Source organism: Pseudoalteromonas sp. GCY (assembly GCF_016695175.1).
Lineage (GTDB): Bacteria > Pseudomonadota > Gammaproteobacteria > Enterobacterales > Alteromonadaceae > Pseudoalteromonas.
In genome coordinates this window covers 1,078,155-1,092,316 of sequence record NZ_CP068022.1, presented here as the reverse complement: position 1 = coordinate 1,092,316, position 14,162 = coordinate 1,078,155, and the positions used below count along the sequence as shown (strand labels likewise).

Sequence of the window (14,162 nt, the reverse complement as noted above, 5' to 3'; positions counted from 1 at the left end):
AATAAAACTGTCTAAATGGGGTAAATTGATAAACAAAAAGTGAGACTAGCCAGCCGGACAAGCTTAACATACCCGATGCATTAAAGGTACAACGGGTATATTCAGATAAATTACTTGTATGTGGTCGTGTAGATAGTGCGTCCTTAATTATTCATCTAGTTGAAAAAATGAAACTTGATCGGTAAGCAGTTTGGCTTGATTTTCCATATTTCTACCTGAACGAGATGTTGTTTCAACCAGAGTAACGTTTTGCTGAGTAATATTATCCATTTGCGCGATGGTAGTGGAAACGGCGGCTATCCCCTCAGCCTGCTCTTTCCCCGCACTGTCTATGTCTTCCACCATTTTGCTGACCTCAGCGATCGATTGCATTAGCTCATCGAAAGTCGTGCCAGACTCATATACAAGTTTGCTGCCTTGCGCCACAGCGTCAACGCTATTTTTGATCAATGCTTTGATTTCTCGTGCTGCTGATGCACTACGTTGAGCAAGATTCCTCACCTCTCCGGCAACCACGGCAAATCCGCGTCCAGCCTCACCAGCCCTTGCCGCTTCAACGGAAGCATTGAGTGCTAAGAGGTTCGTTTGGAAAGCGATTTCGTCAATGACGCTGATAATGTCAGAGATTTTCGTGCTGTAGGATTCGATTTTACCCACTGCGGTAATTGCATCATCAATCGATGCTTTACCTGAGTGTGCTTTTTCCCTGACAATAGTCGCTTTCTCTGATGCATTGCTTGCGCTACTCGCATTCTTTTTAACCGTAGCGGTAAGCTCTTCCATAGTGGCGGCGGTTTCTTCTAAGCTCGCAGCTTGATTTTCAATGCGGCTATTGAGTTCTTCGTTGTTACTCGCTATTTGTTTAGCCACATCAAACACTTGCTCTGCACCGCTGTTTATGGTGTTAACTAAGTCGCTTAATTTATCGAATAAGCCGTTCATCGCTTGTTGCAGCACCGAGAACTCGCCACCTAAGTGGTGGGTGACTCTATGTCTTAAATCGCCTTGTTCCATTGCCAAGATAGCATTTTTAATATGTTCAACCGCCTGTTTTTGTTCTGTGATATCCGTTGCATATTTAACGACTTTAAAGGGGCGGCCTTGTTGATCGAGGATAGGGTTATAAGACGCTTGGATCCATACCTCTCGACCTTGTTTTGCCAGTCTTAAGTATTGTCCTGAGTCGAACTCACCTCGGTTGAGCTTTTGCCAAAATTGCTGGTATTCAGGGCTAGTGGCTTGTTCGTGTGTAGCAAAAATACGGTGATGTTTACCTTTGATTTCGTCAAGTGAGTACCCCATCGTATCTAGGAATGACTCATTGGCCCATAAAATAGTACCATCCATTGCAAACTCAATTACGGCTTGTGACTTACGAATGGCTTGAAGCTGACCATCAAAATCAGCAGCAGTGGCCTTTTGCTCGGTAATGTCCGTTGCGAACTTAACGACTTTTATCGGCTTGCCTTGCTCGTCTAAAATTGGGTTGTAGGTGGCACTAATCCAGATTGCTTTGCCACCTTTCCCTAAACGGTGAAACTCTCCAGCTTCAAATTGGCCCTGTTTTAAACGCTGCCAGAATGCTTTGTATTCACTGCTTTGCGCATAAAAGCTATCGACGAACATGCTGTGATGCTTGCCAATGATTTCTTCTTTCTTGTAGCCCATGACAGACAGGAAGTTTTCATTTGCTTTTAAAATATTACCTTGCAAATCAAACTCGATAACAGCTTGCGAGCGATTGATGGCTTTGAGTTGTCCAGCAAAGTCGAAAGACGCCAGTTTTGTTTGAGTAATATCGGAGGCATATTTGACGATTTTGTCCAACTGGCCATTTTCGTCATAGATGGGGGTATACGTTGCTTGGATCCACAGAGTTTTTCCTGATTTGGTTAGGCGTTTAAATTCACCTGATTGATGTTTACCTTGTCGTAAAGCGTGCCAAAAGTCTTGATATTCGCTACTCTCAGCGTCTTGTTGTGCCACAAATAGCTGATGGTGTTGACCTTGTATTTCACCTAATGTGTAACCAACCGCATTTAAAAATAGCGTGTTTGCAGTCTTTATATTGCCGTAAGGGTCAAACTCAATAACAGCTTGAGTTTGCTTTATAGCATCAACCTGACCTTGAAAGTCCGCGGCTTTTGATTTTTGTGCTGTAATGTCTGAGGCGTATTTTACGACTTTGATAGGCCTATTCTGTTCATCAAAAATAGGATTATAAGTGGCTTGGATCCATATAGTTTTGCCTGATTTTGTTTGCCTTGCGAATTCACCTTCAAAAAATTCGCCATTATTTAAGCGTTGCCAAAATGCTTGATACTCCTCACTGGCTGCGTATTCATCCTTAACAAACAGGCTGTGATGCTTGCCTTGTATTTCCTCTAGGCTATAACCCATGACAGACAAAAAGTTGTCATTGGCGCTTTGCACTCTACCGTGCATGTCGAACTCTATAATCGCGAAAGAGGCAGACAAAGCACGTAAATTGGCATTCATGTCAGCGATGGTTGCGAGATAATCACTGATGTCTGTCGCAATGACTAAAATTCTACCTTCTTGAGTACGTGATAGCTCTAGTAATAACTTCTTCGGCTTGCCGTTCGCTGTATTGAGAGAGAGTGCTATCTTTACATGTGCTTGGTGCTCAAGTTGAGCGAGCCCACGCTTAAGTGCGGCAGTATCCTTTGAGGTGTGACATATAAAAGCGAGTGATTTCAGAGCGTGGGTAACCGGGTATCCGAGTAAGCGGTTAAAGGCCGAACTAACCTGAAAAATATCTGTTTGATAATCCACTTCTAAGTAAGGGGTTGTTGCCTTAAAGTGTTGAAATAGCGCTGTATCTTGTCCATCTTGCTTTTTTGCTTTGCCCAAGCCAAACGTGATCATATATAAGCTACCCGTAGCGGTAAATTTTAACAATATTAACTATAGTAAAGTTGCTTAGGTCCGCCACAAAATAGCCGCAAAACAAGCATATAATCGTGCGACTTAAAGCAAATTATCATCACGGATAATAAGGGTATAGCCGTAACTCAAATGTCTTGGTAAAATCTTCGCCAATTTTTATAAAAACGAGCATTAAGATGGGCAGAGCATTTGAAGTCCGCAAAAACGCCATGGCAAAAACGGCGGCGGCAAAAACAAAAGTAAACTCAAAATACGGAAAAGAGATTTACGTTGTTGCTAAAAATGGCGGCGCAGATCCTGAAACGAACTTGTCACTACGTCGTTTAATCGACAAGGCAAAGAAAGATCAAGTTCCTGCACACGTTATTGATAAAGCTATCGAAAAAGCGGCAGGCGGTGCAGGTGAAGATTACACGCCAGCGCGTTACGAGGGTTACGGTCCAGGAAACAGCATGATCATCGTTGACTGTTTAACAGACAACATGAACCGTACTATCAAAGATGTTCGCTTACCGTTTACCAAAACTGGTTCAAACTTAGGTAACCCAGGTTGTGTGGCGCATATGTTTGACCACTTCGCAATCTTAGGATTTGCAGGTGATGACGACGAGTCAGTTTTGGAAGCGCTAATGATGGCTGATGTTGATGTTACTGACGTAGAAGTTGAAGACGGCCAAGTTTCTGTTTTCGCACCTCACACTGAATACTTCAAAGCGAAAACTGCACTGACAGAAGCGTTTGAGGGGATCACGTTTGAGGTAGACGAAATCACTTGGGTTCCGCAAACTCACGTAGAAATCGAAGATCCAGAAGCAATCGAGACATTCGAAAAGCTAATCAATATGCTTGAAGATGTGGATGACGTACAAAACGTTTACCACAATGCGATTGTCAAAAGATAAGCCGCTTATCGATATAGCGCAGCACATTGCGCAAAAATAGTTAAGGCCGACATCGTTCGGCCTTTTTGTTGTCTATATCTTAGGTGTAACAACATTAGTTTTTATCATGGCAACAGGAAACAATAGTAGTAGCGTTTGCGAGCCAATATAGATGACCCAATTAACGTGCCTTGCAATAGGAAAGTAACCATCCCCTTGGTTTGCGAACAGCCAAAATTGACCGATAATAGCATCCGCTAGCATTGCTAGGATAAAGCCGCTGGCGACTGCGTAGTTGGTTTTTTCATTGAGTTTAAGGTTTTGAATAATAAGCCAGAAACCAAAAACACCGAGCAGGGTCACCAATAAGCTATAACTTGCGCTCAACAGCAGGGAGTATTGGCTTATCGTGGGTAGGTACATCATTTGATAGCTAAGCGACGATAACGTAATAGACACCACAACCAATACGGCTGCGGTTGCTAATGTTAATGCAAATTCCCGCCTTAAAAATCGAATAAGCAGTCCGAGTAAAAGCCCATAACCAAGGGCAAAAAACCAAATAGAGTCGATCAAGTAATCATGCTTTATGGTTTGATCTTGACGATGATAAAGCTCAAAGAGATTGAAGTTGACGATATCTCCGCCAGTACATAAGAGCAGAGCAATCCAGCAGAGTTTTATGTCTTTGTGCAAAGGACTGGGACTAGCAGCCAAGCTGGTTTGACGAACATGCCACCCTAATCGCAACACAAGAAGTAGTGAGACTGATGGTAAAACCCATTGAAATAAGGCTTGGTGACTTTGCCAAAGTAGGCTGCTGCCAAGCAAAGACGTCAAGGTCGCAATGCCAAGTAAAAGCAATGTGATAGGTTTATAGTGGACGGTTTGCAGTATATTATTCACAGTCATTCCTTGTTGGCAATTATGGCAAGCTGTTTAGAGGCTCGTTTTTTCACCTTATGCAAAGTGTAATAATTATCTGCGTAATTGCCTCTTGCTGTATCAATTTACAGTACAATCATTTACAGTATTTGTCTTGTAGATCTATTACATTGCTACTTTTTATAAGGGTAACTCGTTCATGTCTAATCTTAAACTCAATATAGCGCTTTCATGCTCAGTTCTTGCATTGGCTTTTTCTGGGTTTAATGTCATTCAAACTAAATTAGCAACCTCTCCTGTGGCAACACACGTATATTCGAGTCCTACTCAACAGCCTCACTATAATGCAACTCAGTATACGCAAGGTACTCAGATTTCAACTGACGAGTCTGAACAAGTTGCTAAGTTAATGGCTCGGATCAATAAACTTGAAACGAGGTTGCAGGCATTGTCGATGGAAAAGTCTGATTTACTCTCTGAGCAGGCGCCAGATGAGTTTGAGTCTTTAATCTTTTCTTTGATAGAAAAGCGTGAACAGCAGAAAATCGACGAGATGAAAGCAGAAAACCCGATTTATGGCTTTTATGAAGACTTACCCGAAGACTACGAAATGCGGATCAAAACCGATCCTGAGTACGCAAGTCAAATCAGCAACGATTTAAAACAGAAAATTCTGAATAACAGTTTACCGGCAGCGGAGCGCTTAGCTGCAATGAGTCAGTTGCAAATGAACATGTTTATGCTAAATCGCAATGAGTTAGAGCAATATGATTATCAAGCTGTAGAATCTATCCTCAATATGACGCATAACATGAGTGATGAAAAGTTGAGGCTACAGGCGCTTGAGCTCGTGTCGCGTACACCTATCGTTGATGAGCGCTTGTCGCAGTCGTTTGTGAAAATGTTAGAGCAAGAACCTAATGATTACGTGAAAAGTCTCGCCGCAGAAGGGCTGATGTCACAATACTTCCAGTCAGGCGCCGATCCAAAGCAGCAACAAAGGATCGCACAAGATTTGCTGTCTCTCTACGAAAATGCATCGGATCCTAAGATTAAAGCCATCCTCAAAAACTTGATGGGCGATGAGCGTATGCTAGAAGAGCTAAAACGTCAGTCTAATGGTTGATGTACATGGAGTTAAAACTTGGAAAATAAGCAGTTAGATATCGAATATCAAGTAATCAAGGAACATATCAATGAGTTTCCGACCCCCATCACGTTTAAACAAGGTGCCAGTTTAACCGTTGGTGAAGAATATAAAGGCGAAGAGGGGTGGGACAATTGGTTTTTCTGTGAAACTGAGCAGCAAGTATCTGGTTGGGTACCTGCTCAAGTGTTTCGCTTAGTCAATCCCAAACAAGGTATCGCATTAATGGACTATACCGCTCAGGAACTATCGGTAGTTCAAGGTGAACACCTGTTGGGGCATAACCAAATCAATGGTTGGGTGTGGTGCTCAAGTAAAAAGTCAGAGCTGCAAGGTTGGGTACCGCGTCGTAATCTAACACAAATCTAGTATGTGTTGCTTTTTAGCAACACCGCTCTCTTTTCTCTGCTATTTTTTTAAAATACTTCTGTTTTTCGCCAGTTTCCTGCCCACTCCGTCACTTTTATAGCAATTTCCCCAAGATGAAAGTGAATTTTAATCTATTGATTTTTAATTGGTTTTATTTGTTTTCTGGTTTCTTAGAAAAGATCAGTAAAAATTTTCGATATTTTTATAAAAATTTTTTCTGGTAGCTCTACTTAACACCGAATGTGAATGATTGTCGCCTGAAACTTAACCGCTTTGGGCTGCACTTACATCCTAATTTTTTAAAGTGTTGCTTTTATGCGACAGTTTAACTTTTTGAAAATAAATAAGTTTTAATTTTATCTCAAAATCGCCTGTTGCTAAATGGCAACAATCTCACTGAATCCATCCTTAATGAAAATCCATCTTTATTTTTAACTTGTTGATTTTTATTGTCTTTTAAACTTTGGCATCAAAGTTGGAATAGTTATCTCGAAAGCAAAAAACATTCGCTTCAACGCAAACCAACGTAGAGAAGCAGAAACGACAAGTTTAGAAATATGAGAGGAACTGATTATGAAAACTTTAGCAATCGCACTATCAGCAGCTGTACTTTCTTTCGCATCAGTAGGTGCTCACGCAAACTCCGAGTTTGATAAATACGATGTTGATGGAGATGGTTACATCTCACTGGGCGAATCAAAAGCAAATCCAAATTTGATGGCGCAGTTTAAAGACCTTGACGCCGACCAAGACGGCCAATTAAGCCAGTCTGAGTTTGATAACTTTGAAGGCTAATCACAAGCCGACGACATAATAGCAAAGTTTTAAATATACCCCAATTTAAGGAAAAGATTATGAAAAACGTATTAACAGCACTATCAATCGCAGGTTTATCAATGGTTTCAGCGTCAGCACTCGCTGGTGATGACTTCGCAAAATTGGATACTGATGGCAACGGTTCAATCAGTGTAACTGAAGCAAGCGTAAGCGCATCATTGAGTGAGCAGTTCGCGGATTTAGACGCCAATGCCGATGGCGAACTAAGCAAGTCTGAATACGCAAATTACGAAGGCTAATTTGGCACTGAAATCAGCAATGAGTTAGGTAGAACACCTAGCTCACCAAAATAGAATGACACAATTGAAGGATTAGATTATGAAAAACGTACTAGCAGCACTATCTATCGCAGGTTTATCAATGGTTTCAGCATCAGCATTTGCTGGTGGTGATTTCGAAAAACTAGATACTGATGGCAACGGTTCAATCAGCGTTACTGAAGCAAGCGTAAGCACTTCGTTAACTGAACAGTTTGCAGACTTAGACACCAATGCCGATGGCGAGCTAAGCAAATCTGAGTACGCGAACTACGAAGGTTAATTGCTAGGTGGGCATAGCGCCCACTGCCTTTAACACCATTACGAAAACGACAGAAGGATTGGACTATCATGAAAAACGTATTAGCAGCACTTTCAATTGCAGGTTTAACATTCGCTTCAGCTTCTGCATTAGCTGGTGAAGATTTCACTAAATATGATACTGACGGTAACGGCACCATCAGCATGACTGAGGCAAAAGTAAATCAGTCCCTTGCAGAGCAATTTACGCAACTAGACAGCAATGCCGACGGTGAGTTAAGCGAGTCTGAATTCGCAAATTACCAAGGCTAATCAAGCCGTCAAAAAGCAAATCATATTTAGGAAATTTTAGGAGCAGAACGATGAAAAATGTACTTATCGCACTATCAATCACAGGTCTAACATTGGCGTCAGCAAACACTATCGCTGGTGAAGATTTCGCAAGCTATGACACAGATGGTAACGGTGCTATTAGCATGAGCGAAGCAAAAGTAAATACAGCGCTTATCGAGCAGTTTAAAGACTTAGATGTAAACGCTGACGGAGAACTAAACGAAACTGAGTTCTCTAACTTTAAAGGTTAATTTGCGACTAGAGCCGCAATGAGAGACGGGCATAGTGAGGAGAATGGCTATGAAACTTAGAACGGTATGCGCAACGACCATAGGTGTATTGGTGAGTACGATGGCACTGGCAGCAACCTTGTCATTTCAAGATGTAGACAAGGATAAAGACGGGCAGATCAGCCAGCAAGAAGCATCAGTATCATCAACACTACTTGGTCAGTTCGAGAAGCTAGATGCAGACAAAAATGGTCAGCTAAGCGCTTCTGAATTCTCTAACTTTAAAGGCTAGGAGGTCACAATGAAAAAGTTAGCAACAGCAATTACAGCCGCCACAGTACTTTTTGCCGGCTCAGCAATGGCAGCAGAATTTAACGATTTTGATTTAGACAAAGATGGTTTTATCTCTAAAAGCGAAGCGTCACTGTCAGAATCTCTTGCTTCAATCTTTGATAAGCTAGACAGCGACGGAGATGGCAAACTGTCTGAGAAAGAATTTAATCAGTAAGCAAGTGGCAATCCAAAGCGCCACGCCTCCCCAAGCTCGACTTTGTAGTCGGGCTTTTTTTATTCCGAGCTACTAGGCAGCTAAGGTTTAGATAGGGAATGGATTAACTTAATTCATTAATCCAGCGATGCTCTCTGATCCATTTTTGCATTTTAGGAAAGCCTTGTTTTGGGCAAGTCATATCCCATGCATTGAGTAATGGGTAGCCGAACCCTTTTCCTTCCTTAAAAGCACTTACGAAGCTATTGCTTGCGCCTTTATAGCCATCCTTATGTAATACGACCTCTAGAGGCAAGCCAATATATTGAATGGCAGCAACCGACCAAGCAATGGCGGCCATTTCTTCGCCTTGCATTGCCTGTTTTTCACGGCCATTTTTTAGGCCATTTTTATACACGTCTTCATGGAGTTGGTCGCGGAATATCGGCTCACATACGGCGATATGGCCAGCTTCGTGCAATATATCACCGGGGTATAGCAATTTCTCGTTATCTATATAAAGTGTACCTTTTACTGTTTTTAGACCAGGTAAAAACGTATTTTCCTCGACTTCATGAAATCGAAAAGGTAGCTGAATTTCGGTGAGAAAATCACAAATGCGTTTTGTATGCTCGTGCATGTTAACTCTACTTCCCTTGAACAACCCTACTTCATTCTTAGTGAGTTTAACCTACGCTTCCAATTGCGCAAATTACTGGAGATTACAACTTGTTAGAGAGGCAGTTTGATCACAGCAAGCATTTCACCATCCTCTTCATTGATTCCAATTTCTTCAAAGCCAAAGCTCGCATAAAACGATTTTGCAACGGGGTTGCTCGGTACATAACAGATTTCTATGGTGGTAAGGTTTGGTGTCTGCTTGATTTCTTCGAGTGCGAGGGTAAGCGCTTTACGCCCAATCCCTTGTTGCTGAAATTGCTGATCAACCATAAAGCGCCAAATGGAGATGCGCTCTATACTCTCTTGTACCCACATTAGCATCCCAACAACTTCATCATCTTGATAAATTGCGCGTGTGGTATAGCCATCATTAAATTTTGATTCCACGATGGAAAACATGTTGCAGGCTACCAAATCTTGCTGCTCAGGGCTGACATCTAAATCGCAAATGGCTTCGTAGTTTTGTTTATCAATGGTTCTTAGAGAGATATTCATCACTGCGTCCTTGTATTGTTATAGAAACACTATTTCAAATATGGTTGTTTTGGCAAGAGAAAGTTTGCTTTATTAGCCGCACAATCATTGACCGTTAAGCGCTTCTTCCCCACACTGGAAAGCACCTTCGGCTTTATGTCGTTTTGCCTAAAACAAGGACCTTGTGATGCAGCTTACCAGATTACTTAATATCTCCATTCCTATGATCCAAGCGCCAATGGCAGGTGTGCAAAATTGGCGCTTAGCGGTCGCAGCGACCAATGCCGGAATACTCGGTTCAATCCCTTGTGGGATGCTGAGTAAAGAGCAGGTCGTTGTAGAAATTGAGCATTTTAAAGCATATGCTTCAGGCCCATATAACCTTAACTTTTTTTGCCATGAGATGCCGGATCCTGATCCTTATCAGCAAGACAAGTGGAAGAAAAAGCTGGCTTCATATTACGATGAGCTTGAGTTAACACCTACTGATGAAGTGGGGATCTTAAGACGCCCATTTGATAGGGAAATGGCTGAGGTCATTGCGCCTTATAAACCTCCCGTGATCAGTTTTCATTTTGGGCTTCCTGATACTGAACTGGTCGAGCTCGTAAAATCGTGGGGGACGACTATTTTGTCTTCCGCAACGACCTTGGAAGAGGGAATATGGTTAGCTGAAAATGGTGCAGACATTGTGATAGCGCAAGGGATTGAAGCGGGTGGGCATAGGGCAACCTTCACCGAGACAAAACTTGAGTCTCAACTGCATACTCGACAATTGGTAACTATCCTTAGTGATGCGCTATCTGTGCCTGTAGTGGCTGCCGGGGGGATTGCTTCTCATCATGATGTTACTATGATGCACGAATTGGGTGCCTGTGGAACACAAATCGGCACCTGCTTCTTACTGTGTGATGAAGCAAGCACCTCTTTGGTGCATCGTGATGCACTTAAATCACTGGCTGAGCCGTCTGCCGTGACCAATGTGTTTTCTGGTCGCCCTGCCCGTGGGATTGAAAATCGGCTAATGATAGATCTTAACTTCATTAACGAAGACGTACCGACTTTTCCATATGCATCAGCTGCTTTGACGCCATTGCGCGCTGCTGCTGAAAAGCAAGGATGCGGCGATTTTAGCCCCCTTTGGGCAGGCGTTAACCGCCAAGGTTGCATGGAAGTCAGTACACAAGAGATGGTAGAACATCTATGGAATGTTAAATAAAACATTTAAGTTAACAAATTTGACATATTTCGAGTTTATGCTCTAGCGTTTTATGACAAGGCCAACTCTGTTGTGCCTTGCTCTTTGTTACCTACGTAAGTCGATTATTTGCTTGGGTGACGTATTCGTTATGACAATAATAAACACGGAGTCGTGCATGAGACATTCTATTTTAACCGCAGCGTTATTTGCCTCTTTTTCATCACTGGCAACCCCTACTTGCCCAAGTATTACCGCATTAGAAACCCATTATGCTGCACCTAATATGGTCAAGCGTAGCTTTTCTAGCTCGTTTAACAAATACTTATCTTGGTTGCCGAGTTACCATATGGTGCACGATCAAGTAACCGCTGCCGGTGCTTCAACTCAGATCACTGCTAAATTTGACTACGGTAGCATCACTCATAAAGACTTGGAATTCGAGTCGGTGGAGTTTTACTACCGTGCTGAGTCGGACACAAATTGGCAGTATCTTGGTGAGCAAACAACCAATGGCGATGGCAAGGCGTTTATCACCTTGCCCGAGTTATCGGCAGGTCAGTATCGTATATATGCAGGCGTACCAGCTGATGGCACCGGTGCACAAGGTTATGTCACGGTTGTTGAGCCAGGCACTCAAGCGGTCCTGTTTGACATCGATGGCACATTGACCGAATCCGATGCCGAGCAAATTGGCGACTATACCGGAATAGATCATGCCGACCCCAAAGATGGCGCTTATGATTTAGTTCGCCACTATCTTGATTTGGGCTATCAACCCGTATTTTTGACAGCCAGAGTGTATTGGTATGCTAAAGGGACGCGCGGTTGGTTAAATTGGATGGGCTTACCGCAAGGCTTTCTACGCACATCACTCAGTAATGAAACCAGTTTGTTTAAAACAGCAGAATATAAAACTGCGGAGATTAATCGCTTAAAGGCGCAGGGCATTGATGTCGTTCGTGCTTATGGCAATGCCAAAACAGATGCTGAAGCCTTTATCAAAGCGGGGATCCCAGCTTCAGAGGCGTTTACTATTGGCTCTGATGCCGGGTATTACGGTACCACAGCTATTACCGGCAATAGTTACCAAGTGCATTTAGGTGAGCTCACAACTTATCCTCATGCTGACTGCTTGTAGACCTTACCCTCGATTGAATCTAATTTTTAGAAATTCGCGAAAGGAGCCGTATTTTGGCTTCTTTTGGGGGTACCCTGTGCGTGCTAACCTCTGGGCCTAGGTACTAACTTACACTGCCATTATTTACTTTTGTTTACGTAACATTCATCAAAATTTCATTTTTCACACTATTCTGGCTTGACCTCTGACCATTGTAATCTAAAGTTTATTTGTTACTAAATTGTAATAATTGGAGCAAGTACATGAAAAGGTTAATTCTCAGCGCCCTGCTTGGGTTGCTATCGGTCGTTACCTCTCCCGCCCACAGCGGTGAGGAATTAGAGTATCCCGTGGTATTAGTTCACGGTCTGTTTGGTTTTGATAATCTGCTCGGAGTAGATTATTTTTATCGCGTACCACAAGTGATCCATGATGAAGGAGGGCAGGTTTATGTTGCAGAAGTATCATCAGCCCATAATTCAGAATTGCGTGGTGAGCAACTACTAGAGCAAGTTGCGTTGGTTCGAGCATTAACGGGTAAAGACAAAGTTAATTTAATTGGTCACAGCCAAGGCGCGCAAACTATTCGCTACGTTGCCTCAGTTAAACCTGAGTGGGTGGCCTCAGCGACTAGTATTGGTGGCGTAAACTGGGGTAGCCGTTTTGCTGATGTTGTTCGCGGTGGAGTAGACAGTGGCTCATTTTCGGAGCAGTTTTTAGCGTCGCTTGCTAACGGCCTTGCGGGATTAATTGATTTGTTATCTGGTAAAGCAACCGCACCAAAAGACGCACTCGAAGCACTAGGTGCTTTGACCACGGCTGGCACATTAGCATTCAACCAAAAATACCCAGAGGGTGTGCCAAGTCATTATTGTGGCGAAACGCAAAGTCTAGCGAGCAATGGCGTGCATTATTTTTCATGGAGTGGCAGCAAAGCATGGACCAACGTATTTGACCCCGCTGACAACGCACTTGCACTGTTCTCTCAAGTTTTTGATGAGGCCAACGACGGCCTAGTATCAGCTTGTTCTAGTAATTTAGGTCAGGTGATCAATAACCAATTCAAAATGAACCATTTAGATCAGGTAAACCACACCATTGGTATTCATCACTTGTTCGAAACAGACCCATTAACCGTTTATCGCCAGCATATTCGCCGCTTAAAAGGTTTGGCGCTATGAAAAAGTGGGGCCTTTTGCTAATCATTTTGACTATGCTGTCGCTGGTTTATATCGAGAGTGAACAGCAAGAGACGCCGCGTCATGTTCCCCGGTTCGCGGTGGTATCAGAGCAGCAAAGTGATGTGCATAAGGTCCCACAACCCACAAGGAGTGCATCTGCAAGCGTACATTGTGAGACCATTAATAAACAGCATAAGCACCAAATCGACGATTGGCTTTTTGAGCTACAAAACCATAACCAAGCCGAGCGGTGGCAAGCTTATCTGGAATTATTACCACAATGCCTTCACGAAGTTACAGGTCTCTACGTGCAATTTAAGCAGGCCTTAATTGATGTGGATACGCATCTTAACCTACTAGAACGTGTTGAGCTGCTACACGCACTGCAGCGGCAATTTTTTACGGATGAAGTGATAGCAGTTTGGTTTGAAGATGATAATGCGTGGGATACGCAAGCTTTGAGTCGCTGGCAAATTTTGTCAGACGCATCTATATCTGAATCGCAAAAGCAGCAATTAATTGAGACGCATATCAGTGGGCTTCCAAAGCGTGAACAAGTGTTATTTCAAACCTCAGCCCAGTTACACACCCTAAACGCAAATTGGCAGCAAAAACACTATAACGAACTAAGTGCTGAATATGGCGATAAAGCCGCAACGCGTATACTTGAAGTCCAGAAGCAACAACAGCATTGGCAGCAAAAACTACAAAGCTTTATGCTGCAAAAGCAAAATATTCTAGCCGAGCTTGGTGATAGCCAAATCGCAAAAGAAAGAGTCGAGTTACTACTCAAACAAACCTTCACGGAGAACGAGCAAAAGCGAGTTGCTGTATTGGTTAAGTGATAATTTTTTAGTTATTGATAAGATGTATAGGCCGGTTACATGGAGCAGCCAAACCTTCAGCCATGA

At 42.8% G+C, this 14,162-nt stretch carries 18 protein-coding genes; 14 read left to right on the top strand and 4 right to left on the bottom strand.

All coding sequences use genetic code 11. The features are described 5' to 3' along the window. Window positions 1–147: 147 nt before the first annotated feature. Window positions 148–2,889, bottom strand: coding sequence for a methyl-accepting chemotaxis protein (locus tag JJQ94_RS04420; RefSeq protein WP_099029937.1), 2,742 nt, complete (start codon window positions 2,887–2,889; stop codon window positions 148–150). Window positions 2,890–3,086: 197 nt separating this feature from the next. On the opposite strand from JJQ94_RS04420, the gene JJQ94_RS04415 reads away from it, so the two are divergent. Then, on the top strand, window positions 3,087–3,812 hold the full coding sequence (locus tag JJQ94_RS04415) for a YebC/PmpR family DNA-binding transcriptional regulator (protein WP_010375669.1): 726 nt from the start codon (window positions 3,087–3,089) through the stop codon (window positions 3,810–3,812). A 72-nt stretch (window positions 3,813–3,884) separates the two neighbouring features. On the opposite strand, the gene JJQ94_RS04410 is transcribed toward JJQ94_RS04415, so the two are convergent. Further along, entirely contained in the window at window positions 3,885–4,697 is an 813-nt protein-coding gene (locus JJQ94_RS04410) for a hypothetical protein (RefSeq protein WP_099029815.1), read from the bottom strand. A 178-nt stretch (window positions 4,698–4,875) separates the two neighbouring features. Here JJQ94_RS04410 and JJQ94_RS04405 point away from each other — a divergent pair, with 178 nt between their 5' ends. The 9 genes from JJQ94_RS04405 (at window position 4,876) to JJQ94_RS04365 (ending at window position 8,618) form a co-directional block, all read left to right on the top strand. Then, on the top strand, window positions 4,876–5,802 hold the full coding sequence (locus JJQ94_RS04405) for a hypothetical protein (protein WP_099029816.1): 927 nt from the start codon (window positions 4,876–4,878) through the stop codon (window positions 5,800–5,802). Window positions 5,803–5,820: 18 nt separating this feature from the next. Beyond that, on the top strand, window positions 5,821–6,192 hold the full coding sequence (locus tag JJQ94_RS04400) for an SH3 domain-containing protein (protein ID WP_099029817.1): 372 nt from the start codon (window positions 5,821–5,823) through the stop codon (window positions 6,190–6,192). Window positions 6,193–6,765: 573 nt separating this feature from the next. Continuing rightward, on the top strand, window positions 6,766–6,987 hold the full coding sequence (locus JJQ94_RS04395) for a calmodulin (RefSeq protein WP_010375679.1): 222 nt from the start codon (window positions 6,766–6,768) through the stop codon (window positions 6,985–6,987). 59 nt (window positions 6,988–7,046) lie between these two features. After that, window positions 7,047–7,268, top strand: coding sequence for a calmodulin (locus JJQ94_RS04390; RefSeq protein ID WP_099029818.1), 222 nt, complete (start codon window positions 7,047–7,049; stop codon window positions 7,266–7,268). 79 nt (window positions 7,269–7,347) lie between these two features. After that, a complete protein-coding gene (locus JJQ94_RS04385; protein ID WP_010375681.1) occupies window positions 7,348–7,569 on the top strand; it encodes an EF-hand domain-containing protein in 222 nt (73 codons plus the stop codon). Between the two features lie 68 nt (window positions 7,570–7,637). Beyond that, a complete protein-coding gene (locus JJQ94_RS04380) occupies window positions 7,638–7,859 on the top strand; it encodes a calmodulin (protein ID WP_017218753.1) in 222 nt (73 codons plus the stop codon). 50 nt (window positions 7,860–7,909) lie between these two features. Then, window positions 7,910–8,131 (top strand): EF-hand domain-containing protein, encoded by a 222-nt coding sequence (locus JJQ94_RS04375; RefSeq protein ID WP_010375683.1) that lies wholly within the window; start codon window positions 7,910–7,912, stop codon window positions 8,129–8,131. A gap of 49 nt (window positions 8,132–8,180) precedes the next feature. Continuing rightward, complete coding sequence (locus tag JJQ94_RS04370) at window positions 8,181–8,402, top strand: crotonobetainyl-CoA--carnitine CoA-transferase (protein ID WP_010375684.1); 222 nt, start codon at window positions 8,181–8,183, stop codon at window positions 8,400–8,402. Between the two features lie 9 nt (window positions 8,403–8,411). Further along, window positions 8,412–8,618 carry an EF-hand domain-containing protein gene (locus tag JJQ94_RS04365; RefSeq protein WP_010375685.1) on the top strand — a complete coding sequence of 69 codons (207 nt, stop codon included), beginning with the start codon at window positions 8,412–8,414 and terminating at the stop codon, window positions 8,616–8,618. Between the two features lie 103 nt (window positions 8,619–8,721). On the opposite strand, the gene JJQ94_RS04360 is transcribed toward JJQ94_RS04365, so the two are convergent. Both JJQ94_RS04360 and JJQ94_RS04355 read right to left on the bottom strand, forming a co-directional pair. Then, entirely contained in the window at window positions 8,722–9,237 is a 516-nt protein-coding gene (locus JJQ94_RS04360) for a hypothetical protein (protein ID WP_099029819.1), read from the bottom strand. A 92-nt stretch (window positions 9,238–9,329) separates the two neighbouring features. Next, window positions 9,330–9,773, bottom strand: a complete 444-nt coding sequence (locus JJQ94_RS04355) for a GNAT family N-acetyltransferase (RefSeq protein WP_099029820.1) — start codon at window positions 9,771–9,773, stop codon at window positions 9,330–9,332. Window positions 9,774–9,939: 166 nt separating this feature from the next. Between JJQ94_RS04355 and JJQ94_RS04350 the strand changes: the two genes are divergently transcribed. The 4 genes from JJQ94_RS04350 to JJQ94_RS04335 all read left to right on the top strand — a co-directional run bounded on the left by JJQ94_RS04350 (window position 9,940) and on the right by JJQ94_RS04335 (window position 14,096). Continuing rightward, window positions 9,940–10,971, top strand: coding sequence for an NAD(P)H-dependent flavin oxidoreductase (locus JJQ94_RS04350; RefSeq protein WP_099029821.1), 1,032 nt, complete (start codon window positions 9,940–9,942; stop codon window positions 10,969–10,971). Window positions 10,972–11,128: 157 nt separating this feature from the next. Further along, the gene (locus tag JJQ94_RS04345) at window positions 11,129–12,091 is read left to right on the top strand and encodes an LNS2 domain-containing protein (protein WP_010603886.1); all 963 of its coding nucleotides are present in this window, start codon (window positions 11,129–11,131) and stop codon (window positions 12,089–12,091) included. Between the two features lie 242 nt (window positions 12,092–12,333). Then, window positions 12,334–13,251 carry an esterase/lipase family protein gene (locus JJQ94_RS04340; RefSeq protein ID WP_017218747.1) on the top strand — a complete coding sequence of 306 codons (918 nt, stop codon included), beginning with the start codon at window positions 12,334–12,336 and terminating at the stop codon, window positions 13,249–13,251. After that, window positions 13,248–14,096: a lipase secretion chaperone gene (locus JJQ94_RS04335; protein ID WP_099029822.1), complete on the top strand. Its 849-nt coding sequence runs from the start codon at window positions 13,248–13,250 to the stop codon at window positions 14,094–14,096. Before JJQ94_RS04340 ends, JJQ94_RS04335 begins: the two co-directional genes overlap by 4 nt. Window positions 14,097–14,162: the final 66 nt, after the last annotated feature.